This window comes from Meridianimarinicoccus marinus, from assembly GCF_040689105.1.
Taxonomy (GTDB): domain Bacteria; phylum Pseudomonadota; class Alphaproteobacteria; order Rhodobacterales; family Rhodobacteraceae; genus Meridianimarinicoccus; species Meridianimarinicoccus marinus.
The window spans coordinates 93,184-115,815 of the sequence record NZ_JBFBVU010000003.1; the positions used below are offsets into that span (position 1 = coordinate 93,184).

General features: G+C 64.3%; 24 protein-coding genes. 10 read left to right on the forward strand and 14 right to left on the reverse strand.

Annotated features, from left to right (window positions below; all coding sequences use genetic code 11):
• Positions 1–3: 3 nt before the first annotated feature.
• A complete protein-coding gene (locus AB0T83_RS03910; protein ID WP_366191736.1) occupies positions 4–306 on the forward strand; it encodes a FliM/FliN family flagellar motor switch protein in 303 nt (100 codons plus the stop codon).
• On the forward strand, positions 290–1,027 hold the full coding sequence (gene fliP, locus AB0T83_RS03915) for a flagellar type III secretion system pore protein FliP (protein WP_366191737.1): 738 nt from the start codon (positions 290–292) through the stop codon (positions 1,025–1,027). The genes AB0T83_RS03910 and fliP overlap by 17 nt, the downstream gene beginning before the upstream one ends.
• A gap of 16 nt (positions 1,028–1,043) precedes the next feature.
• Here fliP and AB0T83_RS03920 read toward each other — a convergent pair whose 3' ends face one another.
• The 12 genes from AB0T83_RS03920 to rfbC all read right to left on the reverse strand — a co-directional run bounded on the left by AB0T83_RS03920 (position 1,044) and on the right by rfbC (position 14,168).
• Positions 1,044–1,739: a YjbF family lipoprotein gene (locus tag AB0T83_RS03920; protein ID WP_366191738.1), complete on the reverse strand. Its 696-nt coding sequence runs from the start codon at positions 1,737–1,739 to the stop codon at positions 1,044–1,046.
• Positions 1,736–3,892: a YjbH domain-containing protein gene (locus tag AB0T83_RS03925; protein WP_366191739.1), complete on the reverse strand. Its 2,157-nt coding sequence runs from the start codon at positions 3,890–3,892 to the stop codon at positions 1,736–1,738. Before AB0T83_RS03925 ends, AB0T83_RS03920 begins: the two co-directional genes overlap by 4 nt.
• Positions 3,889–5,778, reverse strand: a complete 1,890-nt coding sequence (locus AB0T83_RS03930; RefSeq protein WP_366191740.1) for a polysaccharide biosynthesis protein — start codon at positions 5,776–5,778, stop codon at positions 3,889–3,891. The genes AB0T83_RS03925 and AB0T83_RS03930 overlap by 4 nt, the downstream gene beginning before the upstream one ends.
• A gap of 193 nt (positions 5,779–5,971) precedes the next feature.
• Positions 5,972–6,574 (reverse strand): sugar transferase, encoded by a 603-nt coding sequence (locus tag AB0T83_RS03935; RefSeq protein WP_366191741.1) that lies wholly within the window; start codon positions 6,572–6,574, stop codon positions 5,972–5,974.
• Positions 6,571–7,470: an NAD-dependent epimerase/dehydratase family protein gene (locus AB0T83_RS03940; RefSeq protein ID WP_366191742.1), complete on the reverse strand. Its 900-nt coding sequence runs from the start codon at positions 7,468–7,470 to the stop codon at positions 6,571–6,573. The genes AB0T83_RS03935 and AB0T83_RS03940 overlap by 4 nt, the downstream gene beginning before the upstream one ends.
• Positions 7,467–8,132 carry an ABC transporter ATP-binding protein gene (locus tag AB0T83_RS03945; protein WP_366191743.1) on the reverse strand — a complete coding sequence of 222 codons (666 nt, stop codon included), beginning with the start codon at positions 8,130–8,132 and terminating at the stop codon, positions 7,467–7,469. The genes AB0T83_RS03940 and AB0T83_RS03945 overlap by 4 nt, the downstream gene beginning before the upstream one ends.
• A gap of 10 nt (positions 8,133–8,142) precedes the next feature.
• The gene (locus AB0T83_RS03950; RefSeq protein ID WP_366191744.1) at positions 8,143–9,264 is read right to left on the reverse strand and encodes a KpsE/RkpR family capsule polysaccharide export protein; all 1,122 of its coding nucleotides are present in this window, start codon (positions 9,262–9,264) and stop codon (positions 8,143–8,145) included.
• A gap of 548 nt (positions 9,265–9,812) precedes the next feature.
• Entirely contained in the window at positions 9,813–10,583 is a 771-nt protein-coding gene (locus AB0T83_RS03955; RefSeq protein WP_366191745.1) for an ABC transporter permease, read from the reverse strand.
• Between the two features lie 53 nt (positions 10,584–10,636).
• Positions 10,637–11,521 carry a glucose-1-phosphate thymidylyltransferase RfbA gene (gene rfbA, locus AB0T83_RS03960; protein WP_366191746.1) on the reverse strand — a complete coding sequence of 295 codons (885 nt, stop codon included), beginning with the start codon at positions 11,519–11,521 and terminating at the stop codon, positions 10,637–10,639.
• A 166-nt stretch (positions 11,522–11,687) separates the two neighbouring features.
• The gene (gene rfbD, locus AB0T83_RS03965; RefSeq protein ID WP_366191747.1) at positions 11,688–12,554 is read right to left on the reverse strand and encodes a dTDP-4-dehydrorhamnose reductase; all 867 of its coding nucleotides are present in this window, start codon (positions 12,552–12,554) and stop codon (positions 11,688–11,690) included.
• Positions 12,551–13,600 (reverse strand): dTDP-glucose 4,6-dehydratase, encoded by a 1,050-nt coding sequence (rfbB, locus tag AB0T83_RS03970; RefSeq protein WP_366191748.1) that lies wholly within the window; start codon positions 13,598–13,600, stop codon positions 12,551–12,553. Before rfbB ends, rfbD begins: the two co-directional genes overlap by 4 nt.
• A 4-nt stretch (positions 13,601–13,604) precedes the next feature.
• The gene (rfbC, locus tag AB0T83_RS03975) at positions 13,605–14,168 is read right to left on the reverse strand and encodes a dTDP-4-dehydrorhamnose 3,5-epimerase (protein ID WP_366191749.1); all 564 of its coding nucleotides are present in this window, start codon (positions 14,166–14,168) and stop codon (positions 13,605–13,607) included.
• 265 nt (positions 14,169–14,433) lie between these two features.
• Here rfbC and AB0T83_RS03980 point away from each other — a divergent pair, with 265 nt between their 5' ends.
• The 8 genes from AB0T83_RS03980 (at position 14,434) to mnhG (ending at position 20,500) form a co-directional block, all read left to right on the forward strand.
• Positions 14,434–14,616 carry a hypothetical protein gene (locus tag AB0T83_RS03980; RefSeq protein ID WP_366191750.1) on the forward strand — a complete coding sequence of 61 codons (183 nt, stop codon included), beginning with the start codon at positions 14,434–14,436 and terminating at the stop codon, positions 14,614–14,616.
• A gap of 152 nt (positions 14,617–14,768) precedes the next feature.
• Positions 14,769–17,045, forward strand: coding sequence for a putative monovalent cation/H+ antiporter subunit A (locus AB0T83_RS03985; RefSeq protein WP_366191751.1), 2,277 nt, complete (start codon positions 14,769–14,771; stop codon positions 17,043–17,045).
• Positions 17,042–17,461, forward strand: a complete 420-nt coding sequence (locus tag AB0T83_RS03990) for a Na+/H+ antiporter subunit B (RefSeq protein ID WP_366191752.1) — start codon at positions 17,042–17,044, stop codon at positions 17,459–17,461. Before AB0T83_RS03985 ends, AB0T83_RS03990 begins: the two co-directional genes overlap by 4 nt.
• Before the next feature lies 1 nt (position 17,462).
• Complete coding sequence (locus AB0T83_RS03995) at positions 17,463–17,831, forward strand: Na+/H+ antiporter subunit C (protein WP_366191753.1); 369 nt, start codon at positions 17,463–17,465, stop codon at positions 17,829–17,831.
• Positions 17,828–19,327, forward strand: coding sequence for a Na+/H+ antiporter subunit D (locus AB0T83_RS04000; protein ID WP_366191754.1), 1,500 nt, complete (start codon positions 17,828–17,830; stop codon positions 19,325–19,327). The genes AB0T83_RS03995 and AB0T83_RS04000 overlap by 4 nt, the downstream gene beginning before the upstream one ends.
• Positions 19,324–19,803, forward strand: a complete 480-nt coding sequence (locus tag AB0T83_RS04005; protein WP_366191755.1) for a Na+/H+ antiporter subunit E — start codon at positions 19,324–19,326, stop codon at positions 19,801–19,803. The genes AB0T83_RS04000 and AB0T83_RS04005 overlap by 4 nt, the downstream gene beginning before the upstream one ends.
• Positions 19,800–20,180 carry an MrpF/PhaF family protein gene (locus tag AB0T83_RS04010; RefSeq protein ID WP_366191756.1) on the forward strand — a complete coding sequence of 127 codons (381 nt, stop codon included), beginning with the start codon at positions 19,800–19,802 and terminating at the stop codon, positions 20,178–20,180. Before AB0T83_RS04005 ends, AB0T83_RS04010 begins: the two co-directional genes overlap by 4 nt.
• On the forward strand, positions 20,177–20,500 hold the full coding sequence (mnhG, locus tag AB0T83_RS04015) for a monovalent cation/H(+) antiporter subunit G (RefSeq protein WP_366191757.1): 324 nt from the start codon (positions 20,177–20,179) through the stop codon (positions 20,498–20,500). The genes AB0T83_RS04010 and mnhG overlap by 4 nt, the downstream gene beginning before the upstream one ends.
• Here mnhG and AB0T83_RS04020 read toward each other — a convergent pair.
• Together AB0T83_RS04020 and AB0T83_RS04025 are read right to left on the reverse strand one after the other, a co-directional pair.
• A complete protein-coding gene (locus AB0T83_RS04020) occupies positions 20,476–21,249 on the reverse strand; it encodes a glutathione S-transferase C-terminal domain-containing protein (protein ID WP_366191758.1) in 774 nt (257 codons plus the stop codon). The two genes, mnhG and AB0T83_RS04020, sit on opposite strands and share 25 nt — an antisense overlap.
• 10 nt (positions 21,250–21,259) lie before the next feature.
• Positions 21,260–22,624 (reverse strand): cytochrome P450, encoded by a 1,365-nt coding sequence (locus AB0T83_RS04025; RefSeq protein ID WP_366191759.1) that lies wholly within the window; start codon positions 22,622–22,624, stop codon positions 21,260–21,262.
• Between the last annotated feature and the right edge of the window lie 8 nt (positions 22,625–22,632).

The window sequence follows — 22,632 nt, forward strand, 5'->3', positions numbered from 1 at the left end:
CCGATGACGACCGGTATCACCCCCGCGGCATCCGAGCGCCACCCCCCCCAATCTTCGAACCCCTTCGAAGACGTGCCCATCGAGATCCGGGTGTCTGTCGGGCGCGCCCATCCCTCGATTCAAGAGCTGCTGGCGTTCGGACCGGAGTCGGTTCTGGAACTTGACCGCAAGATCGACGACCCGGTGGAGCTGTTCATTGGCGACCGGATCATCGCCAGAGGGGTTCTCGAAGCCTCCGACGATGGTCCCGCGGGCCAGCTGGTGGTGCGTCTGACCGAGGTGATCCGTGATGGCGCGATGTCGTAACACCGGCGCGGGACTGCTTGGCGTCGCGGTGCTGTTTCAAGCCGGGACCGCAGCGGCGCAGGATCTGCCCATGGACCTGATCGGCAATGGCACGGTGTCGGGGCAAGGTGTCTTGCTGTTCCTGCTGATCGCCGCGATTGGCGTGGCACCGGCCCTGTTGATTGTCGTGACCTGCTTTCCGTTCATCGCGACGGTGCTGTCGATCCTGCGCCACGCCATCGGCCTGCAACAATCGCCGCCGAACATGCTCATTGTTTCACTGGCCTTGTTTCTGACCTATTTCGTGATGGAACCGGTGTTCTCGGAAGCATGGCGCGTTGGTCTTGGCCCGGCCGTACAAGGCACCCTGCCGTTCGAGGATGCCTTCCTGAAAACCCTCGAGCCCTTTCGCATCTTCATGACCGCGCGCGTCGACCCGGAAACCTATTCACACTTGGCCGAACTGCGGGCTGAGGACACGCTTGCGCCAAGCCCGACCTCTCCGCTGTCCCTGCTGGTGCCCTCGTTCCTGCTCAGCGAAATGACGCGCGCCTTCGAGGTCGGCTTCATGATCTTCCTGCCGTTTCTCATCATCGACCTTGTGGTCGCCGCCATCCTCATGTCGATGGGCATGATGATGGTGCCGCCGGCCATCGTCTCGCTGCCGTTCAAACTGGCGTTCTTTGTGGTGGCGGATGGATGGACCCTGGTCTCGGCGGCACTGGTGCGCGGCTATATGTGAGACGGCGGTGCGCGCCCTAGCGGATCAGCCTCTGGATAGTAGCACTGCCCAGCTTGGCCCCGATCCACTGGCGGGACTTCCACAGAAAGCCATCGGATCCGGCCCAATAGGTATTGGTGAAAGCCAGTGTCTCGTCCTGACAGGTTTCTTCGTAGCGGATCACCGGGTGGCGCCGCTCCAGCACCACGATGGTTTCGGATCCCGCCCGCTCAAGGCGGCAGCTCATGTCCCGCACGATCATCTGGTTCAACCCGTCAAGGTGGCGATAGCTGCGGGAATACCCGCCCCCACGCCCCTGACGGATCAGCGCCGCGGTCTGGCGTGTCTCGGCGGCCATCAGGTCCCACCCAATGCCCCGTGTCGCGAAAACCACGCCGTCATCCACGATCACCGATCCCCCATCCGCCGATCGCCAATAGACAAAGGCACCATCCTCGTACCAGACCTTCAGTGTCGTCGCGACACCCTGCTCGGGAAGTTCGAACAGGATCAGGGGAATGGCGACATCCGCAATCGCGGCCCGGTTCAGTTCCGAGATGTCGCGCACCTCGGACGTTTCCCGGTTCCCGGAGGAAAACAACGACCCGGTGACCTGGGCCAGAAGCTGGTCGGGTGCCTGGCCCGTGGGTTCGGAACTGCAACCGGCCAGTCCGAAGACCAGACCAACCGCACAGAACCGCAGGGCGCGGGACAGGCGAGTGCACATCGTCATCTCCAGAACTGTCCCCATTGCTCTTCCAAGCTGTACTTCCGGCTGTCGTTCACGGCCTGATAGAGTTGCCCCGGCACATCCACGCGCGCCCCGCCGTCGCGGGTCAACGGACGGATCACCACGCGCTCGGTCACCCGTGTCGGCCGGCCAAGGAACCAGTCGATGGGAATCTCCATGACGATGCCCTTGTCGAAGGATCCCTCTCCGAAATCCTCGGCGGACACGTCGGTCCTGGTGGCAAAGGCGCCGATCTTCCAGCCGTTGGCGAAGGTCCGCTCCAGCCCGAGGGTGGCGCCGATATCGCCGGCCAGATAGCGGCCCACGTCGAGCCGGGCAAAGAAGTCATCGGTGAATTGCCAGTAGCCCGAAACGAACCCGGTCGCGACCTCATAGTCCAGCAGGCCGAAGCCGCCGTCATAATCGCGCTGCCTGACGTAGTTCAACTCCGCCCCAAAAGCATACCGCTCGTCAAACGGCGCCCAGAGAACCTCGCCCGAGACACCGGCATACATGCGTTCCAGGTAGCCGGCGGTCAGGCGGCCGTAGACTTCCGAACTACCCTGAAAGTAATAGGCGCCGTACAGATCCCGGAGACCCGGATCGCCGTATTTGTTGTAAAGCGTGTAATCGCTGCGCACGTGCGGCAGGGTTGAGGACGAAGGTGTGCTGTTCTGGTCCAGGTTGCCGATCAGTTTTTTCTGAACGGTGCCCGCAAACAGCCACCCCGGAGCGGGCTGCCACGCCCCGGTCAACTGAACTCCGATATCCATCCGAAACGGGTTGGACGGGTCAAACAGCGACGTGCTGACATACGGCCCCAGCGACCATGTGAACCGGGGGTAGACCTTGGGCGCATAGTCGTCCGCTCCGGGCGCGACGGGGTCCGTGCCGAACGCCGCGATTGCCAGCATCTGCTCGGCCCCATCGGCCTCAATGACATTCTTTTCCACGTCGCTGCGCGCATAGGTGACCGAGGGCAGTTCCAGCCCTGTCACCATTGGCACGATGGTGAAGGTATCGACCGAGGGCGGCATGACTGTCGACATCAGGCGCAAGCTGCGCCCGATCGCCTGGGCACCGGAACGATAGCCCTTGTTGCGCAGGTAGAGCGTGGCCTCGTTGGCCTCCAGATGCAGCGCCTCCATCTCCATCCCTTCGGCCAGGAGGGCATCGGCCAGGGCGTCCCGGATCGTGATCCGGGTGGGCTCCGAACTGACCCAGGCCGTGGAATAGAGTTCCGGCGCTTCGGCGCGCGAGGGCCGCTGGTAGACCGGCGATCCCGCTGGTTCCTGCCCCCCGACGATCGGCGGGCGGGCCGGGTTCAGGTTGACCTGAAGCTGCACCCCGATCTCGGAGCCATACATGAAATAGCCACCGACCTTGAAATCGCGGGTGACCGCATATTCCGCCCCGAAGTTCAGCGGCGATTTCCGGTCAAAGACATTCCGCTGTTCGGATTCCTGAACATAGGCATCCGACGAATATTCAGCGTGAAAGGTCCAATTCGGCGTCGGGCGCCAGACGACGCCCCCGAACAGCGCCACGTCACCGCGAAACCAGACGTCAGAATTGACGGTCCCGCCGGTGCCGACCTCATCGGGCGACGTAACCGGTCGGGTCCCGGTCGAGCCAATGGGGTTATAGCTTCCCAACCGCCCCCATCCCAAACCGCCGGTGATGCTCAGACTGTCGCCGAAGGACTTGCTGGCGGCAATGAACTCGCCCGAATACACACCGGTGCCGATGAAATCCTGAAGCCCGATGGTGATCGACGGGCGGCGGGCGGTTTCGGTCAAAAGCTGCAACCGCATATCGAAGCTGCGATCGTAGTAGGTATCGAACCCGTCGGAATTCCAGTTGCGGATGCTGCTGTATCGAAAGCTGCCCATCAGCCGCGGGGCGATCTGAAAGGCCAGCGTGCTGCGGGTTTGTCCGGCGAAGGTCGAAGCCGTGAAGGCAAATTCGCCATCGGGCATCATGTCGGCCGTCGGCATGTCGATCACGCTGGGCAGGCCATAGAACCCCAGTTCGGTCCGTGTGACCGTGGGCTTGGCGATATCCGCCGCCGCCCCCCAGGCCGTTGCGGCACAGACGGCGGCAAGCGTGCAGAGGGGCCGGGCGCCGCGCGGAAAGACCGATGTTTTCAAACTCAAGCGCCTGTCGTTACTCGGATCGGGTGCTGAGCGCCTTCAACCCAGCGGGACAGGGTCGCGGTCACGGCATCACCGTCATTTGCCTCGATTGCGGCCCGCAGTTCGCGCAGGGCCGTGGCGACCTCGATCTCGGACAACCCCTGCTCAAGGGCTCGCATGATCTTGGGATGCGCCGTGGTGACCCGTTCATCGCCGATAAGCAGTTCCTCATGCAACTTCTCACCGGGTCGCAGGCCGGTAACACAGATCTCGATATCTCCATCGGGATTCGCTTCATCCCGCACCGTGTATCCGGCAGATGTTATCATTTGCTGGGCAAGCTTGCGGATTTCCACCGGCTTGCCCATGTCCAGCACGAAGACATCGCCGCCACGCGCCAGAGAGCAGGAGATCAGCACAAGGCGCGCGGCCTCGGGAATGGTCATGAAATAGCGGGTCACCGACCGGTCGGTCAGAGTCACCGGCCCGCCATTGGCGATCTGCTGTTCGAACAGCGGAATGACCGACCCTGACGAGCCCAGAACATTGCCGAAGCGCACCATCGAGAACAGGGTCGTCGTGCTGCGGGCGGCCATGTCCTGGATCACCAGTTCGGCCAGCCGCTTCGAGGCACCCATCACGTTGCGCGGCCGCACCGCCTTGTCGGTCGAGACCAGAAGGAAGCGTTCGACCCCCTTGGCCCGTGCCGCATCGGCCAGAACCTTGGTCCCGAACACGTTGTTCTGTAGTCCGACGAAAGGGTTCTGTTCGACGATAGGCACATGCTTATAGGCGGCGGCGTGCAACACCACGTCCACGTCATGGGCGTGCAGAACCTCGCGGCACAGGCCGGGACTGTCGACGCTGCCCAGAACCGCGTGGATCTTCGTGTTGCCCGGCGCGGCCTCGATCTCGGCGTTGATGTTGTACAGCGCCAGTTCCGAGTGATCGAGCAGCACCAGATGCGCGGGCTTGCAGGCCAGTACATGCCGGCACAACTCCGATCCGATCGACCCGCCGGCCCCGGTCACCAGCACCGATTTTCCGGCATAGGCGTGTTCGGCGGTTTCCAACGCACCTTCGAATTGCGTCCGCTCCAGAAAATCCTCGGGGTTCACCGGCGCCAGTTTCTCCACCAGCGCCTCGGCCCCGACCAGCTGCGCGAAGGAGGGCAGCGCCTGAACTTCGACCCCCAGCGGCGACAGGCGCCGGAACATGCGCAGCTTGCGCGGTGAGGTCAGCGAGGGCATGGCCAGGATCACTCGCTCGATCTTCTTCTTGCGGATGGTCTCTTCCAGATTGGCGGGCGACAGCACCGGCAGACCCATGACCGACATGTGCCGCAGCGCCGGATTGTCGTCGATGAAGGCGACCGGCTGCACCCGGTGATCGTGGCGCAGGGCCGCGGCCAGTTGCATGCCCGTGCGCCCGGCGCCGTAGATCAGGATCGACATGCGCGGGGTTTGCGAGGTCAGGACCGCGATCAGCATGGCGCGCATGGTCACGCGCGACATCAGCAGGCCCATGAACATCACGACCCCGAAACCGATGAAAGCGCCGGGCGGGATCGAACCGTCGGCGAGTTCGTTCAACCCGAAGGCCGACACCGCAAGGATGGCAGACAGGACCGCGCCGCGTGGCAGCCCGGCGGTTTCATAGTCGTTCAACTGGATGCGCGGCAGGCCCAGGGTGTAGGAACACAGCACTCCGATCACCACGAGGATCGGCACGATCTCCCAATCGTGCAGGGCCTGGGACGAGATCAGAAGCGTGTTTTCAAAGACCGCGACCGTCACGTAGAGAGACAGCGGAATGAGAAGCGCATCCACCGCCAGCATGATCCGGATTTTCTGCACTTGCGCAAGCCGGCTGAGAGGCCCCAACGCCTTTGCAAGTGCCTTTTTCATGGGCGCCAACCTTGGTCCTCTTTGCGTCGCGAGATGCGGTGAAATAATTTTTAAAAAACGCTTTCAGTCCCTTGAGGGGTAGCAGACGCAGCCCTTCCGCCGCAAGCTTTTCGCGCCCCATCGTCGTGCAACCGGCAAAGACTTGCCGCGATATCCCGCATGCGTGGCAGATCTGCCGCAACTGCGAAACGGCTCAGAGAAGGGCGCGCAGGGTGCGCCACAGCAGAACCAGATCAAGGCACACGTTGCGGTTGTCGGCATAGATCAGGTCAAGCCGGGCCTTGGTCGGGACGCAGCGGCGCAGATAGGTCTCGTGGGTATCTTCCGCGGTCTGGCAGCGCGCCAGAATGCGGGATTCGTGGCGGTGGTAGACCAGGGTCGCCAGGCCGGTCAGCCCGGGACGGCTGCGCAGCACCGCCGCATACAGCGTCGGCACCGCCTCGACATACAGGCGCAAGGGCGGACGCGGGCCGACCAGACTGATGTCGCCCTTCACCACGTTCCAGAGCTGCGGCAGTTCATCCAGCCGATGCGCCCGCAACCAGCGCCCGGTGCGGGTGATCCGGTCGGACTTGTCGCCGCCGGTCACCCCGGCATCCGCCGGATCAAGGCGCATGGTGCGGAATTTCAGCAGGGTGAAGCCCTGCGTGGCGGTCTTCATCCGCTCGGACCGGTACAGGATGGGACGGCCATCGCGCAGCAGGATCACGGCGGCGATGCCCAACCCCAGCGGCAGGAGCAAGACGCCGAACACCAGCGCGAGCGTCAGATCCATCAGGCGCTTGGCGGGGGTCATCGGTCTGGCCTGGCGCCAAGAGGGGTTTGCGCCACAAGCGCGGCGGCGTCCTGACAGCGCACCTTTTGCAGCGCGGAGAAGGCGCGAAACAGGGCGCCAGGGTCCAGAAGATGCGCCCGCAGGGCTGTTGGCGGCGCCGGCGTCCATTGCCACGGCACCGGATGACCTGCCGCCTGCATCGCCTCCAGAATCGCGGCCATACTCACCCCTGCCGCATCGTCTGCCACGTTCAGAATCCGTGGCGCGTGCGTCGGGTCCGCATAGGCAAGCGCCTGCAACAAGGCGGCCAGAAGCCCGCCGGAGGCATAGCTGCGGCGAGGGCCGACGCCATCCGCGAATTGATCCAGCTTCAGCGGTGCCTCGGCGCGGGCGTTCCGCATCGCCACGGCCAGTTGGTCGGCGCCGAAAAGATTGGCCACTCGCAGGATGGTCAGCGCCGGGACGTCCCCGGTGGCCAGATCGCGCAATCCCTGCTCCATCGCGATTTTCGACAGGGCATAGGGCGAGGTCCCCCCCAGAGTGTCATCTTCGGAGAATGCCTGCCCGTCGCCGTGTCCGTAGACCGCGCCGGTTGACAGCGCCACGAAGTGCCCGACACCGGCTTGCGCCGCCGCGCGATAAGCCCGCTCCGCCAGCCGCGCATTGCCAGTGAACTCCGCCGCGCGCCCGCCCGGCACCACGCCCCACAGGCAAACCACCAGATCCGGGCGCTGCACCCGCAATGCGGCGGCAAGATCCGCCGTGCTGGCCCGTTCGGGATCCAGAACAACCGTGCCCGGACCCAGATCACGCCGGGACTGTGCCACCAGTGCCGCGCCGCGCCGGTCCCAAACCTCGCGCAGCAACGTACCGACCCGCCCGCCCGCGCCCAGAACGACAACGCGCGGCACCGTCACCGCTGCTGTTCCCGCATGTTGCGTTCGTGGAAGGCGATGGCCTCGTTCACATTGTGGAAATAGGTCATCTTCCCGCGATCCAGCACGGCGGCCTCGTCGCACATGCTGCGGATCTGGCCCATCCCGTGGCTGACCATGATCGCCCCGGCGCTGGAGATCTTCGATTTGAAGACACGCTCAGCCTTGTCGCGAAACGCCTGATCCCCGACCGAGGTCACCTCGTCGATCAGATAGGTGTCGAACGGCAGGCCCATCGAGATGCCAAAGGCCAGCCGCGCCCGCATCCCCGAGGAATAGGTGCGCAGGGGCATGTGATAGAACTCGCCCAACTCGGTAAAGTCCATCACGTAGTCCGCCAGGGCATCGGTGTCCGCGCCATAGATCCGCGCCACGAAACGCGCGTTCTGGGCACCAGTCAGATCCGGGTGGAACGAACCCGCAAAGCCAATGGGATAGGACACGCTACCGTGGCGGATGATCTCGCCCGAATCCACGTCCTGCGTGCCCGCGATCAACCGCAACAGTGTGGACTTGCCGGCGCCGTTGCGGCCCAGCAGGCCGATGACCTTGCCCGAGGGAAAGGTTATGGTGCAGTTGTCCAGCACCACCTTGCGGCCTGCGTCGGTGCGGTAGGATTTGGTGAGGTTTCGAAACTCGATCATCGTGCCGCCCTTAGCGGCGATCCCGGATGGAATAGAGCGTCAGAACCACCAGCATCCAGACCATGAAGGTAAAGCCGCTGAACAGCAGCCCAAGGGTCAGGCGCCGGGGGTAGATCGCGGTTTCGGCCAGCGTCGGCTCGATATGCACGGCCAGATAGCGGCTTTTGCGGCGGGCCTCGGCGACCGCGCTGTCATAGGCCGCCAGTGCTGCGATGTAGGATTGCTCGGCAAACTCGCGATCCACCACGAGGCTTTCATAGTCGCCAACCACGCGTGCCAGATCATCGGCGCTTTCTTCCTCGCGGCTGCCGACCTTGGTGCGCTCATCCTCGATCCGGCGACGGATGGCTTCGATCTCGCGCTCGGCCTGGATGATGCGCGGATCACCGGACCGGGTGGTGCCGATCAGCAGGTCGCGGCGGATCATGGCTTCGGCCAGGCTTTGCTGCAGGGCCGAGATGACCCCCATCTGCCCGGCAATATCCGCCGTCGGATCGACGATCTGCTCGATGTCGCGGAATTCGGCCATTTGCAGGCGCACGTCTTTCAGGCGCGCCGAGGCGATGTCCAGTTCTTCCTTCGCCAGCCGGATCGTATCATCCCGCGCGATCTTGCTGAGCCGCTGGATCAGGGTCGAGCTCTCCTGAAGGATGATCTCGGCAATACGCTGCGCTTCGGTGGGCGTAAAGGCAGTCACCTCCAGCGAGATCAGCCCGATGTCGGCGTCGAACACCAGCGCAACGATACGTTCCCAATACTCGACCATGTCCTCAAGATTGGCATCCGGAGCGATGGAAAACACCGGGTCGGTCTTGTAGTGGCGGCCAAAGGCGTTGCGCAGATCGACCTGCGCGTCCACGGCTTCCACCATCTTCTGCGACTGGATGAACTGGTACAGGATATCCGCATCCGGCGTGGTCCCGCTGGAAACTCCCAGCGCCGACAGCCCGCTCATCATCTCGAACGAACTTGTGCTGTCCTCCTTGTGCACCGAAAACGCCGCGTGCGAGGCAAAGCGATCGGCGGCCTGCACGTAGAGATAGGCGAAGGCCAGCGCCGATGGCAGGACCACGAACAGGATGAAGCTGAAGATCAGCACCCAGTGGCGGCGCTTTGCGCGCGCCGTGGGCACGCGGGGCTGCGGCGTCGGCTGGGGCTGTTGCGGAATCTTTGCCGGGGTCGGCGCCTGTTTCACCAGCGGCTTGTTCTGTTGAACTGCCGGCGGCTTGGCCTTGGCCTGCCCCTGCGCGCCCGGACCTGCGGCGGGTTTTTTCTGGGCGCCACCTGCGCCGGGCTGGGCCTGCGCGGGGCGCGCCTGTTGCTTTTGGGCGGCCGGTTTCTGACCGCCCTGGGGCGCTGCGGCGCCTTGGCTTTGCGGGGCCGGTTCTTGCTGCGCGGGCTGCGCTGCCGGACGGGCGACGGCGGGTTTTCCGCCCCCCTGGCCTTGCGGTGCAGACTGGCCACCGGCGGGCTTGGCCCCCGCTTGCGCGGGTTTCTGGGACGCAGGCGCAACGGCGGCAGGCCGGGCCTGCCCCTCCGAGTCCTCCCGCACAGGGCCTTGCTGTTTCGGCTGTCCCTCTCCCGCTGTCATGGCCGGTCCTTCATTCCAACTGTGTTAGGCTTCATAGGCTGGCAACCGCCCCATCCGCAACGCCGCACTGCAGAGCTGTCCATCACGGATCACATCTCGTTCAGGATTTTCTTGTGATACCGGCGCAGGAAAAAGATCCCCGCCACCGCCGGGATGGCCGCGCAGAGGAAGACGTACCAAGGCGTGACATAGACCCCGGAATATGTCGGGTACACGCCTTTCCGCATCTGCCCGATCACATGGATCAGGGGGTTGAACCAAAGAAATTTCTGCACCACCGCCGGCATACTGTCATAGGTGAAGAATATCCCGGAAATCAGGAAAGACGGCCGGTTCATCACCGCCCAGATCATCTGCCACGACGGCAGAAAGGCAAACAGCAGGCAGTTCAGCGCCCCGATCCCGAAGGCGAAAGACAGCGCCATGGCAAAGGACAGAAAGATCGCGCCGAAGTCGATGACCGGACGGGTGTCCTGCGCCAGCAGAAGGGCACCCAGCACCGAAAAAGCAACCACCAGTTGCGTTATCGCATTCAGCAGGAAGCGCGCAAACACTGCGTCCAGAAAGGTCAACCGCGGATAGCTGAGCAGCGGACGCGAAAACTGGATGGCCTGCGAGACCTTCCCCGATACCCCCATGTACATCAAGAAAGGCAGCAGCCCGGTGGCATAGAACAGCGCGAAACTGTTGCCAATTGGCGGGTCGCGCAGCATGAAACTGAACGCGGCTGTGAGGATCGCGATCCCGGCAACGGGCTCGGCAACCGCCCAAAGATAGCCCGCCGCCGAGCGCCCGTAGGTGGTGCTCATCTCGCGCAGGACGAGCGCGGAAATCACACGGGGCGTTCGAAGATCGAACATCATCGGCGCGTCATGTCCTTTCCTGCGCCCCGACGTAACGGGCCGCGCCGCGCTCAGGCGGCACCGCTGTCGGCCAGCGCCTTCAGGTATTTGCCATAGTCATTCTTGCGGTAAAGCTCGGCCGCGTCCAACAGGGTTTCGGTGCTGATCCAGCCCTGCGACCAGGCGATTTCCTCCAGACAGCCGACCTGCATCCCCTGCCGCTTGGTCAGGGTGCGCACGAAATTGCCCGCGTCCAGCAGGCTGCCATGGGTGCCGGTGTCCAGCCAGGCATAGCCCCGGCCCATCTTCTCGACCCGCAGGGTGCCGTCGGCCAGGTACATCTCCAGCAGCGAGGTAATCTCAAGCTCACCGCGCGGCGACGGCTGCACTTGCCGTGCCCGCTCCGGCGCGCTGCCATCCAGGAAATACAGGCCTGTGACGGCATAATTGCTGGGCGGCACCTCGGGCTTCTCGATGATTGTTTCTGCCTTGCCGTCGACATCGAAGCCAACCACGCCATAGCGCTCGGGATCGGCCACGCGATACCCGAAAACCGTGCCGCCGCTGTCCTGCGCCCCGGCCGAGGCCAGAAGCTCGGGCAGGCCGTGACCGAAGAAGATGTTGTCGCCCAGCACCATCGCCGAGGGCGCGCCGTCGAGGAAATCCTCGGCCAGCAGATAGGCCTGCGCCAGCCCGTCGGGCGAGGGCTGCACGATGTATTCCAGCGAGACACCCCACTGGCTGCCATCGCCCAGCGTGCGCTGGAACTGCTCCTGGTCGTGCGGCGTGGTGATCATCGCGATCTCGCGGATGCCGGCCAGCATCAGCACCGAGATGGGAAAATAGATCATCGGCTTGTCATAGATCGGCAGCAACTGTTTCGACACGCCGCGCGTGATCGGATAAAGCCGCGTGCCGGAACCACCGGCCAGAATGATGCCTTTGCGCGATGTCATGTGAGACTGTCCTTCGACCCAGAAATACATTTTGGGCGGACGCATCGGCCCGGCCCGGATCCTTGTTACAGTGCCGCTGTACCGGCGGCAGGATAATTGGCAACCGTTGGCCGCCGCGCTGCGTCACATTGCACCGGGGCGGTCGGGGCCGCCGCCGGCGATGGGATCACGTACCATCCTCGGCTGCGAGATCCGCCAGAATCGCCGCCAGTGACACCCGCCAGTCGGGCCGGGCAATGCCGAAAACGCTTTCGGTCAGGCTGTTGTCCATGCGCGAATTGAACGGCCGTCGCGCCGGTGTGGGAAACTCCGACGACGGGATGTCCGCAACCTCGCAGGTGATCCCGGCCTGCCGGAAGATCTCGCGCGCGAAATCGGCCCAGCTGACATCCGGGCCGCCGCTGAAGTGATAGGTGCCGTATGTCTCGGGGTCCGCCTTCAGTTGCCGGGCCAGTTCCAGGCAGGCATCGGCGATGTCGGCCGCCGCTGTGGGCCCGCCGACCTGATCGGCCACGATGGTCAGCCGGTCGCGTTCGGCCCCAAGTTTCAGCATGGTCTTGACGAAGTTCCGGCCATGCGCCGAGACGACCCAGGACGTGCGCAGGATGACATAGGCGCCACCGGCCCGCCGCACGCCCATTTCGCCCGCCAGCTTGGACCGTCCATAGGCCCCGAGCGGCCCCGAGGGCGAATCCACCGACCACGGGTATTCCCCTGACCCGTCGAAGACATAGTCGGTCGAGATATGGACGAAGGGCAGCCCGCGTTCGGCACAGGCCTCGGCCAGCGCGGTTGGCGTGTCGCCATTGATCCGGGTGGCCAGCGCTTCTTCTTCCTCGGCCTTGTCCACCGCCGTATAGGCCGCCGCGTTGATCACCGCATCGGCATCAGTGGCCTGCACCCGGGCCACGCAGGCGGCGGTGTCCGTGAAATCGGCCTCATCCGAGCCGCAGACCTCCAGCACCGTGTCGCCAGCCCGGCGCTGAAGCTCGCGCGCGACCTGTCCGTTGCGTCCGAATACGAGGATCTTCATGCGGTCTTGCCCAGACGTTCACCCACGCCCTCGCGGTTTTGCAGGGCTTTCCACCAGTCTTCGTTGTCGAGATACCACTGCACGGTGCGCGCCAGCCCTTCCTCGACCGTCACCGAGGGACGCCAGCCCAGTTCGGTGCGGATCCGCGTCGGGTCGATGGCATAGCGCGCATCATGGCCGGGACGGTCGGTCACGAAGGTGATCTGATCGGCGTAGGACCCTGCCGCCTTGGGCCGCTTTTCATCAAGGATCGCACAAAGCGTCTTGACGAGGTCAAGGTTCGAGCGTTCGTTCTCGCCCCCGATGTTGTAGGTGCGGGCGTTTTCGCCCTTTTCCAGCACCGTCAGCAGCGCATCGGCGTGATCTTCCACGAACAGCCAGTCGCGCACGTTCGACCCGTCGCCGTAGATCGGCAGCGGTTTGCCGGCCAGCGCGTTCAGGATGACCACCGGGATCAGCTTCTCGGGGAAATGGAACGGGCCGTAATTGTTGGAACAATTGGTCAGGACGAAGGGCAGGCCATAGGTCTCGCCCCAGGCACGCACCAGATGATCCGACGAGGCCTTGGATGCCGAATAGGGCGAGCGCGGATCATAGGGCGTGGTTTCCGTGAACTGCACCGAAGGGTCGGCGGGCAACGAGCCATAGACCTCATCGGTGGAGATATGGTGGAAGCGGAAACCCTCGGGCTTGCCCTGCGCCAGCCAGTAGTCGCGCGCCGCGTTCAGCATCTGGTAGGTGCCCATGACATTGGTGTCGATGAAGGCCCCCGGCCCGTCGATGGAGCGATCCACATGGCTTTCGGCAGCCAGATGCATCACCGCATCAGGCTTGTGTGTGGCGAAGATCCGCTTCAGCGCCTCGGCATCGCGAATGTCGGCGTGTTCGAACGCATACAGCGGGCTGTCAGCCACCATGGCGACATTGTCGAGACAGGCAGCATAGGTCAGCGCATCCAGGTTCACCATCGCGTGCCCGCGCGAGACGGCCAGACGCACGACAGCAGACCCGATGAAACCGGCCCCACCGGTGACGAGAATTTTCATAGCATCAGCCCTCATACACAAACGGACTGTCGAAGTCCTTCATCAGCGGCGCGGCGGCATCCTTGGCGGACAGGGTCGCTTTGTCGGTGTCGATGCCCCAATCGATGGCCAGATCCGGATCGTCGAATCGCACGGCACCATCACAATCCGGCGCGTAGAAGTCGGAACATTTGTACAAAAGCTCCGAGTTCGGCTCCAGCGTGGCGAAACCGTGCAGGAAGCCCTTGGGGATGAACAACTGGTTGCCGGCTTCGGCGGAAAGCTCCACCGCGATCCATTGCCCGAAGGTGGGCGAGCCCTTGCGGATATCGACCGCCACGTCCAGCACCCGGCCCGCGCCGACGCGCACCAGTTTGTCCTGCGCGGCGGGTGGCGCCTGGAAATGCAGCCCGCGCACAACCCCCACATCGCGGGACAGCGAGTGGTTGTCCTGGACGAATTCCACCGCGATTCCCGCCTTGAAATAGGCCGTCTTGTTATAGACTTCCGAGAAAAACCCCCGGTCGTCTCCGAAACGCCGGGGCGTCACGACCAGCACGCCTGGCAATTTGGTCTCTTCGACGTTCACCGCTCACTCCATACACCATACCGTTCAGCGCCTTTTAACCCGGCAAGGCGGGGGCGTCACACAGGAAATTGGCCGCACACCCCCGGGCAAGGCCGGTTGGGTGTGCCGTTGCGCCGCGCAGCGTCCGCAATCCGGCGCGGAATGCGGCAACAAGGTGACAATGCGCGCCCATGTGCCTCGCTTTTTCTGCACCGCGAAGAATCCCCTTTACGCTTTGCACACGTGTAGTAATCTACAGCCAAGTCATCAAAGATTGGAGTTGACCATGAAAAAGATTGCACTGGCCATCACGGCCGCCCTGCTCGTTTCGACCTCGGCCCAGGCTCAGGACTTCGGTGGTCAGATCACCCCTGAAGTGGGTGCGGGCATTGCTGCAGGCATGATCGTGCTGGGCGCCGTTGTCGTGAACAACGGTTCGAACAACAGCAGCACTACCACGAACAACTAAGGCATTCGCCTTAACGACCAAAAAAAGGGCCCTGCGGCGCAACATGTGCCGCAGGGCCCTTTGTCATTTTGAAAAGGCTCTATATATTCGGGTCAGTATCTACCCCGCGTATGCCCTTTTGACGACACGCCCGACCCCGACAGGAGCCGACCGTGGCTGACCATGCACCCCATCCCAGCCAAGGTTGGACCGCTGCCGGATATGTTCCGCCGGTCATCGCCGCCGCGCTGTTCGTGATCTTTCTGCAAGCCCTGCCCACCATCGCCGGTGGCGGCACGTTGCGATACGGCTTCAGCTGGGTCCCCTCGCTCAGCGTCGACCTGAGTTTCTTCATCGACGGGCTGAGCCTGACCTTCGCGCTTCTGATCTCCGGCATCGGCGTCATGGTAATGCTGTTCTCGGGCAGCTACCTGAAGGGGCATCCCCAGCACGGGCGGTTCTCGCTGTATCTGGTCAGCTTCATGCTGGCGATGCTGGGTCTTGTTTTAAGCGACAACATGCTGGGATTGTTCGTGTTCTGGGAGTTGACCACGATCACCTCCTACCTGTTGATCGGCTTTTCGCACGCTTCGGAGAACTCGCGGCGCGCTGCCTTGCAGGCCTTGTTCGTCACCGGGTTCGGCGGGCTGGCAATGCTGGCGGGATTCCTGATCATCGCCGGGATCACCGGCACGATGGAGCTGTCGGAACTGCGCGGCATGGGCGACATCCTGCGCGAAAACTCGATGTATGGCGGCATTCTGGTGCTGATCCTGCTGGGCGCTTTCACCAAGTCGGCGCAGGTGCCGTTTCACTTCTGGCTGCCCAATGCCATGGCGGCGCCGACGCCGGTCAGCGCCTATCTGCACTCGGCCACCATGGTCAAAGGCGGCGTCTATCTTCTGGCGCGGATGCATCCCACCCTGTCGGGCACCGATGCCTGGCTTTGGTCGCTGACGATCTTCGGGGCCGTGACCGCCGTCTTCGCCTCGATCATGGCGATCAAGCAGACCGACCTGAAGCAGACGCTGGCCTATACGACGCTGATGGCGCTTGGCACGCTGGTGTTGTTCCTGGCCTCGCCCAATCCTTACGCGATCACCGCCGTGGCCACTTTCCTGGTGGTGCATTCGCTGTACAAGGCGGCGCTGTTTCTGGTGATCGGCTGTGTCGATCACGCCACCGGCACCCGCGATGCGCGGCGGCTGGGCGGGCTGATGCGGCAGATGCCGGTAACGACCGTGGCCGCCGGTCTGGCGGCGCTGTCCATGGCCGGGGTGCCGCCGTTCATAGGCTTCATCGGCAAGGAATTGCTCTACAAGGGCGGGCTGGAAAGCCCTAACGCCGGCCCGATCCTGATTGCGGCCACATTGGCCGCCTCGGCGCTGATGTTCGCTGCCGCCGGCATCGTGGCCCTGCGTCCGTTCTGGGGATCCGCCGACAGGATGCCCGATCCGGGCCGCCCGATCACCGAAGCGCCCTGGCCGATGCTGGTCGGCCCGGTGCTGCTGAGCGTGCTGGGCCTGCTGTTCGGCCTTGCCCCGCACATGCTTGAGGTCAATGTCACCACACCATTGGTGGCCGCCCTGTTGGGCGATCCGGCCAAGGCCAAGCACCTGCACCTCTGGGCGGGGGTCAACGCCGCGCTGATTCTCAGCCTGATCACCTTTGCCCTCGGTATCCTGCTGTACCTGCTCCACACCCGCCTGCGCGACGCGCTGGAAGCCGCCGGCGACCGGCTGTTCACCTTCGACGGGCTTTGGGACGGGTTCCTGGCACGGCTGGGCCGGTTTGCCCGCTGGCAGGGCGGGCTGATCCAGTCCGGCATCCTGAACCGCTATCTGACAACCGTCTTCATCGTCATCGCATTGGGACTGGCCAGCGCCATGATCCATGCGCGCATGGGCCCCGGCCCGATCGCCGTCCCGAAACCCGAGTTCAAGCATCTGGTGGTCTTCGCGCTGACCTTCGCGGGCACCGCCCTGACCATCATCACCACCTCGCGCATCGCCGCCATCGCCGGTCTGGGCGTGGTCGGCATCGGGGTCGCGCTGATCTTCATCGTGTTCTCGGCGCCGGATGTGGCGATCACCCAGCTTCTGGTCGAGATGCTGGTGGTGGTGCTATTCTCGGTGGCCGCCCTGCGCCTGCCGGTCCTGCCCCGCCGCAGCGCCCCCCGCGAACGCGTCTTCCACGGGATCATCGCGGCCACGGTCGGCACGCTTGTGACCCTGACCCTGCTGGGCGTGGTCTCGGAGCCCATCGACCGCCGTCTGTCGGATTTCTTCGAAATCGCCAGCTACCCCGACGCCTATGGCCGCAACATCGTCAACGTGATCCTGGTGGACTTCCGCGCCTTTGATACCTTTGGCGAGGTCTCGGTGGTCGCCGTCGCGGCTCTGGCGGCACTGGCTCTGCTGCGCCAGCGCGGCAAGGGGGGACGCTCATGAAATCCATCATCCTGACCACGGCCACGCGAATCATCGTGGCGCTGCTGCTGGTGTTTTCGGTCTACATGCTGCTGCGCGGCCATAACGAGCCCGGTGGCGGATTCATCGGCGGGCTGATCGGTGCCTCGGGCTTCGTGCTCTACGCCATCGCCAACGGAACCTCCGAGGCCCGGCGGGCGTTGCGCGCCGCCCCCGAGCAGATCGCCGCCGTCGGTCTGGGCGTCGCCGCCCTCTCGGGTCTGGTACCGGGGCTGTTCGGCAATGCCGCCTTCGCCGGGAAATGGCTGTTCCTTGGCGCCACGCCCGACAGCAAGGGCTTCCCGATCTCGAACATCATCGCCTTCGACATCGGCGTCTATCTGGTGGTGCTGGGCGCGATCCTGACCCTGGTCTTTGCCCTGGAAGAGGAGATCTGACGTGGAAACGCTCCTGTCCCTGACCGTTGGAATGCTGGTCGCCGCCGCCATCTACCTGATGCTGCAACGCGACCTGCTGCGGTTCCTGTTCGGGCTGACCCTGATTTCGAACGCCGCCAACCTGCTGATCTTCACCTCGGGCCAATTGACCAGCGGCCGCCCGCCACTGGTGCCCGAGGGCGCAAAGGCCCCGCTTCCGGGGGTTGCCAACGCGCTGCCGCAGGCGCTGGTGCTGACGGCGGTGGTGATCGGCTTTGGCCTGTTCGCCTTTTCGCTGGTGCTGACGCTGCGGGCCTATACCGATCTTGGCACCCTGAAAACCGATGACATGCGCGTAGCCGAACCGCGCGAAGAAGAGCAGGACGCATGATCTGGATCCTCGTCTTTCCGCTGATGATCCCCTTCGTGACGGCGGTTCTCAGCTTCCTGTATCGTGATCGCGAGCTGGGCCGCTGGATCGCCGTGAGCGGATCCGCCCTGGCCGTCCTTGCGGCGCTGGCGCTGATGAAACAGGTGCTCAGCGTCGACGTGGTCGCCGGGCAGATGGGCGAATGGGCCGCGCCCTTCGGCATCACGCTGGTGGCCGACCGGCTGTCGGCGATCATGGTGTTGCTGACCGCCATTTCGGGGCTGGCGGTCACCCTTTACGCCACCGCCGAGATCGACCAGACGCTTGAAAATCTGGGCTTCCACGCCATCCTTCAGATTCTGCTGGGCGGCGTGACCGGTGCCTTCCTGACCGGCGACCTGTTCAACCTGTATGTCTGGTTCGAGGTCATGCTGATCTCCTCCTTCGGGCTGCTGATACTGGGTGGAGAACGGCGGCAGATCGACGGGGCAGTGAAATACGTGACCCTGAACCTCGTTTCGACGGTGCTGTTCCTGTCTGGCATCGGCCTGCTCTACGGCGTCACCGGCACCCTGAACATGGCCGACCTGCGCGGCGCGGTGGCGGCCAGCGACCGGCAGGGCGTTCTGACGGTCATCTCGGTGTTCTTCCTGATCGCCTTTTGCATGAAGGCAGCGGCCTTCCCGCTGTTTTCCTGGCTGCCGGCCTCCTATCACACGCCGACCTTCGCGGTCTCGGCCATCTTCGCCGGGCTGCTGACCAAGGTCGGCGTCTATTCACTGCTGCGGCTGTTCACGCTGATCTTCGATAACGAGGACAGCTTCGCCCAAGACATCCTGATCTGGGTGGCGGTGCTGACCATGGTCACCGGGGTGCTGGGTGCGCTTGCCCAGACCGAGGTGCGGCGCATCCTGTCTTATCAGATCATCAGTTCTATTGGCTTTTTGCTGCTGGGTCTGGCCATCGGCACGCCGCTGGCGCTGGCCGGTGCCATCTTTTACCTGATGCACAACATCATCGTGAAAGTGCTGCTGTTCCTCGTCGCCGGCGTGATGGAGCGTCTTTCGGGCGGCTCTGACCTGCGCTTCACCGGCGGGCTGTACAAATCGGCGCCGCTGCTGGCCGTGCTGTTCCTGATCCCGGCGTTTTCGCTGGCCGGCTTTCCGCCGCTGTCGGGCTTCTGGGCCAAGGTTCTTCTGGTCAAGGCGACGCTGGATGTGCAGGCTTGGGTGGTTGCAGGCGTGGCGCTGGCGGTCGGGTTGCTGACGATCTATTCGATGACCACCATCTGGGCCGAGGCCTTCTGGAAGGCGCACCCGGATGGGCGCGAGCCGGTGGTGGATGACCTGGGTCCGGACAAGGTCGGGATGCTGACACCGATCGTGGCGCTGTGCGGGCTCAGCCTGATCCTGGGCTTCTTCCCGCAGCCCTTCATCACGCTGGCCGAGGCTGCCGCCGCGCAACTGCTGGATCCGTCCGCCTATCTGGCGGCCGTCCTGGGGGAGACCGCGCCATGAACCTGTTCGCGATCAATGTGCTGCTGGCCTTTGTCTGGTGCGCCCTGTCGGCGGCCTTCACCTTCAATGCGCTGATCACCGGCTATCTGATCGGTTTCGCGGCCCTGTGGATCACCCAGCCGCTGTACAATGCGCCCAAGCAGTATTTCGTGCGGATGATCCGGATCGTGCAGCTGGCGCTGTTTTTCGTCTATGACCTGCTGGTGTCCAGCATCCGCGTGGCCTGGGATGTGCTGACCCCGCAGGATCTGTCGAACCCCAAGATCATCGAGATGCCGCTGGACGTGAAATCCGATCTTGAGATCCTGCTGGTGACCAACCTGATCTCGCTGACACCGGGCACGCTCAGCCTGGATGTCTCGCCCGATCGCAAGACGCTTTATGTCCATGCCATGTTCGGCGACGATCCCGAGCAGGTGATCGCCGACCTGAAATCGGGCATGGAACACATGGTACGGAGGGTATTCGAGGAATGACCCCGGAAAACTTCTTCTACTGGTGCACCGAGGCCGGGTTCACGCTGGTGATGGTCTCGCTGGTGCTGGGCTTCATCCGGCTGTTCAAGGGGCCATCGTTTTCGGATCGGGTGGTGGCGCTCGACATGATGACGGTGTCGATCGTGGCCTTCTGCGCGCTTTTCGCGATCCGGTCCGAGGCGTCGGCGTTTCTGGACGTGGCGCTGGTGCTGGCGCTGATCGGCTTCCTGGCCACTGTGGCGCTGGCGCGCTTTGCCGAACGGTCGATGCTGCGGCAATCGTCGCAGCCGGTGCCGCCGCCCGCTGAGCAGATCGAGGCCGAAGCCGTCAAACCCCAGCACACGGAAAAAGACCCCGCCCCGAGGAACCTGTCATGATCGAGATCATCGCCGGCATCCTCGTTCTGGCCGGAGGCGCCTTCGCCTTCATCGCGGGGCTTGGGGTGCTGAAACTGCCCGATGTGCTGAACCGGATGCACGCCTCGACCAAGGCGGGCACGCTGGGCAGCGCCCTGACCCTGGCGGCGGCGGCGCTGCATTTCGAAAATGCCAGCGTCACCACCAAGGCCGTGGCCACCATCCTGTTCCTGCTGCTGACCGCCCCCATCGCCGCGCATATGATCGGCCGCGCCACGGTCGAGATCCGCCGCGTCAAGGCGGCCCGTGCCGCGGCTCAGGCCAAACGCGCCTCGTCGTAGATCCGCTGGATGAACCGGCCCGCGGGCCGGTCGCGCAGCGGTTCCATCACCGCGCGCATCTCGGGGGGCAGCGCCGCCATCTGGGGCAGGTGGCCCCCGTATCCGCGCGCCACGATCATCGGCGCGCCCGAGGTGGCGAAGGCCAGATCGGCCAGCGTCAGGCGGTCGCCGCACAGGTACTTGCGCCCATCCGCCAGCCGTGCGTCGATTTCGTCCCAGGCGGCCTTGATGCGGGTCAGGGCCTTTTCGGCATCTTCCGGACTCAAGCCCAGCCCCTTGAACATCAGGGACTTGATGACGCCGTAGCCGCCCATCGACATGAAGGCCGTTTCATACCACGGCACGCCGGTGGTCAGGCTGGGCCAGACCAGTTTCTTGTGTTGCAGGAAGTGGAAATAGGCCCAATGCACCGTGCCCTCGCCCATGTCGTAGCGCATGCGGTGTTGCAGATCCATGACCTCGGCGTGCAGTTTGGGCTCGGCCTGTGGATCGGGCACCAGACGTTTGCCTGAGGGCGCCTTGTCATCGAAGGCCGCCACCAGTTTTTCAATGGTGGGTGTCCGGGTCTCGCCGTCGATCAGCAGCGGGTAGTCGTCCTTGCCGAACCCCCAGTACTTGAGCGCCAGGATGTGGAACACCGGGGCGTGGGGCCGCTCGGTATAGGCCACCCCCCAGTGCTGCATCAGCCAGCGCCCCAGATCCACGTCGACGCTGGGCAGAAGGGTGACCATGAACGGCGGCTTGGTCATTGAAGAGCCCTCATGCCGGGTCGAAGGCGACGGTGAAATGCTGCGGGAAAGGGGTATCCCCGGTGTCGATCTGCCCGGCCTCGCCCTCGGCCCGGCGCAGGTTCTTCTGCGCCAGCACGGGCTTCAGGATGGCCGGGATCACCGCTTCGTTGATGGCGGCCCCGAAACAGATGTGCATCCCGGTGCCCCAGATGATGTACTCCTCGAACCGCCGGTCGGTGCGGAAGACGCCGGGCTGATCAATGGCCGCGCGGTCGAACATGGCCGACAGGCTGGCGGCAAAGACCATCTGCCCTTTCTTCACCTTCAGCCGCCGGAAGGTGCCCGAGGCGATCTCGCAATCCCGCGTCGCGCGGCGATAAATCACCGGGTTGTGCGGGTTGAAGCGCAGTGCCTCCCAAATGCAGGCGGCCAGCTTGGCGTCATCGCCGGCGCGGGCGGCGGCCTGCGCCTCGGCCAGGGCCTCGGGGCGGTTCAGAAGCTCGTCCAGTGCCAGGCAACTGGCCTTGGAAATGGTCGGAATCGCGCCGATCAGCAGGCCCAGAAGGTTGTTGCGAATGCCCAGATCGCTCATCCCCGGCGTATCCGCCGATTGCAGCGCCAGGCAGCGGTTGAGGATGTCCTCACCCTCGGTCGGGCTGGCCTTGCGGGCCGCGATTGCCCCGTCCAGCCAGGCACGCATCTCGCCCGCCGCCGCCATGGATTTCGCGTCCAGTTCGGGATCGGCGCCCAGATCGCCGAACAGGTACCAGAACAGCGTCGTGGTCCAGCCTTGCATGGTGGCACTGTCCGGCCCGCCCGTGCCGAAGTAGCGGTCAGTCATGTCCCAGGGCACCTGCAGCGTCAGCGTGGGGGGCAGATCCAGCGTGCCGCCACTGTCGGCCACGATCTGGGCGGCCAGTTCCGCAGCCCGCGGCAGCACGATCCCGGCCACATCGGTGCGGCGCGCGGCCAGCCGCATGGCCGAGGTGTCGCGGGTGTACTCCCAACCCGGCTGCATCCCCAGAAAGAAGTTGTCGCCATCGGTCAGCTTGCGCATCCGGGGGCCGTAGACCACCTCGAAATCCGCATCGCGGTAAAGCACGTCCAGAACATCGGCGCGCCGGGTCACCACCACCGTGCCGCTGTTGTCATAGGATTTCACCAGCACCCGGCTGAGCCCGATGTTGGGCAGGAAGGCGCGCAGCGCATCGAAGACCTTGCGCTGCATGGCGGGCGCGGCAAACACCGCCCCGGCATTGACCTTGAAGCCGCCCGGCGCGCGCGCCGCGGTCACCCCGGCCCCGGCCAGCCCGGCCAGCGCTGCCAGCCCCTGCCCCCATTCGGTAACCACGCGCAGAGGCGCGGTCACGAGGTTTGCAATCCGTGTCAGCATGAAGCGGT

Coding starts and splice junctions, on each gene's coding strand:
- rfbA (WP_366191746.1), bottom strand. CDS start 11,521: ATGACATCGCGCAAAGGCATCATTCTGGCCGGTGGTTCCGGCACGCGG.
- AB0T83_RS04025 (WP_366191759.1), bottom strand. CDS start 22,624: ATGCTGACACGGATTGCAAACCTCGTGACCGCGCCTCTGCGCGTGGTT.
- AB0T83_RS03920 (WP_366191738.1), bottom strand. CDS start 1,739: ATGACGATGTGCACTCGCCTGTCCCGCGCCCTGCGGTTCTGTGCGGTT.
- AB0T83_RS03935 (WP_366191741.1), bottom strand. CDS start 6,574: ATGACCCCCGCCAAGCGCCTGATGGATCTGACGCTCGCGCTGGTGTTC.
- rfbD (WP_366191747.1), bottom strand. CDS start 12,554: ATGAAGATCCTCGTATTCGGACGCAACGGACAGGTCGCGCGCGAGCTT.
- AB0T83_RS03910 (WP_366191736.1), top strand. CDS start 4: ATGACGACCGGTATCACCCCCGCGGCATCCGAGCGCCACCCCCCCCAA.
- AB0T83_RS04020 (WP_366191758.1), bottom strand. CDS start 21,249: ATGACCAAGCCGCCGTTCATGGTCACCCTTCTGCCCAGCGTCGACGTG.
- AB0T83_RS03955 (WP_366191745.1), bottom strand. CDS start 10,583: ATGTTCGATCTTCGAACGCCCCGTGTGATTTCCGCGCTCGTCCTGCGC.
- rfbB (WP_366191748.1), bottom strand. CDS start 13,600: ATGAAAATTCTCGTCACCGGTGGGGCCGGTTTCATCGGGTCTGCTGTC.
- AB0T83_RS03945 (WP_366191743.1), bottom strand. CDS start 8,132: ATGATCGAGTTTCGAAACCTCACCAAATCCTACCGCACCGACGCAGGC.
- AB0T83_RS03980 (WP_366191750.1), top strand. CDS start 14,434: ATGAAAAAGATTGCACTGGCCATCACGGCCGCCCTGCTCGTTTCGACC.
- AB0T83_RS04000 (WP_366191754.1), top strand. CDS start 17,828: ATGATCTGGATCCTCGTCTTTCCGCTGATGATCCCCTTCGTGACGGCG.
- AB0T83_RS04005 (WP_366191755.1), top strand. CDS start 19,324: ATGAACCTGTTCGCGATCAATGTGCTGCTGGCCTTTGTCTGGTGCGCC.
- fliP (WP_366191737.1), top strand. CDS start 290: ATGGCGCGATGTCGTAACACCGGCGCGGGACTGCTTGGCGTCGCGGTG.
- AB0T83_RS03990 (WP_366191752.1), top strand. CDS start 17,042: ATGAAATCCATCATCCTGACCACGGCCACGCGAATCATCGTGGCGCTG.
- mnhG (WP_366191757.1), top strand. CDS start 20,177: ATGATCGAGATCATCGCCGGCATCCTCGTTCTGGCCGGAGGCGCCTTC.
- AB0T83_RS03930 (WP_366191740.1), bottom strand. CDS start 5,778: ATGAAAAAGGCACTTGCAAAGGCGTTGGGGCCTCTCAGCCGGCTTGCG.
- AB0T83_RS04010 (WP_366191756.1), top strand. CDS start 19,800: ATGACCCCGGAAAACTTCTTCTACTGGTGCACCGAGGCCGGGTTCACG.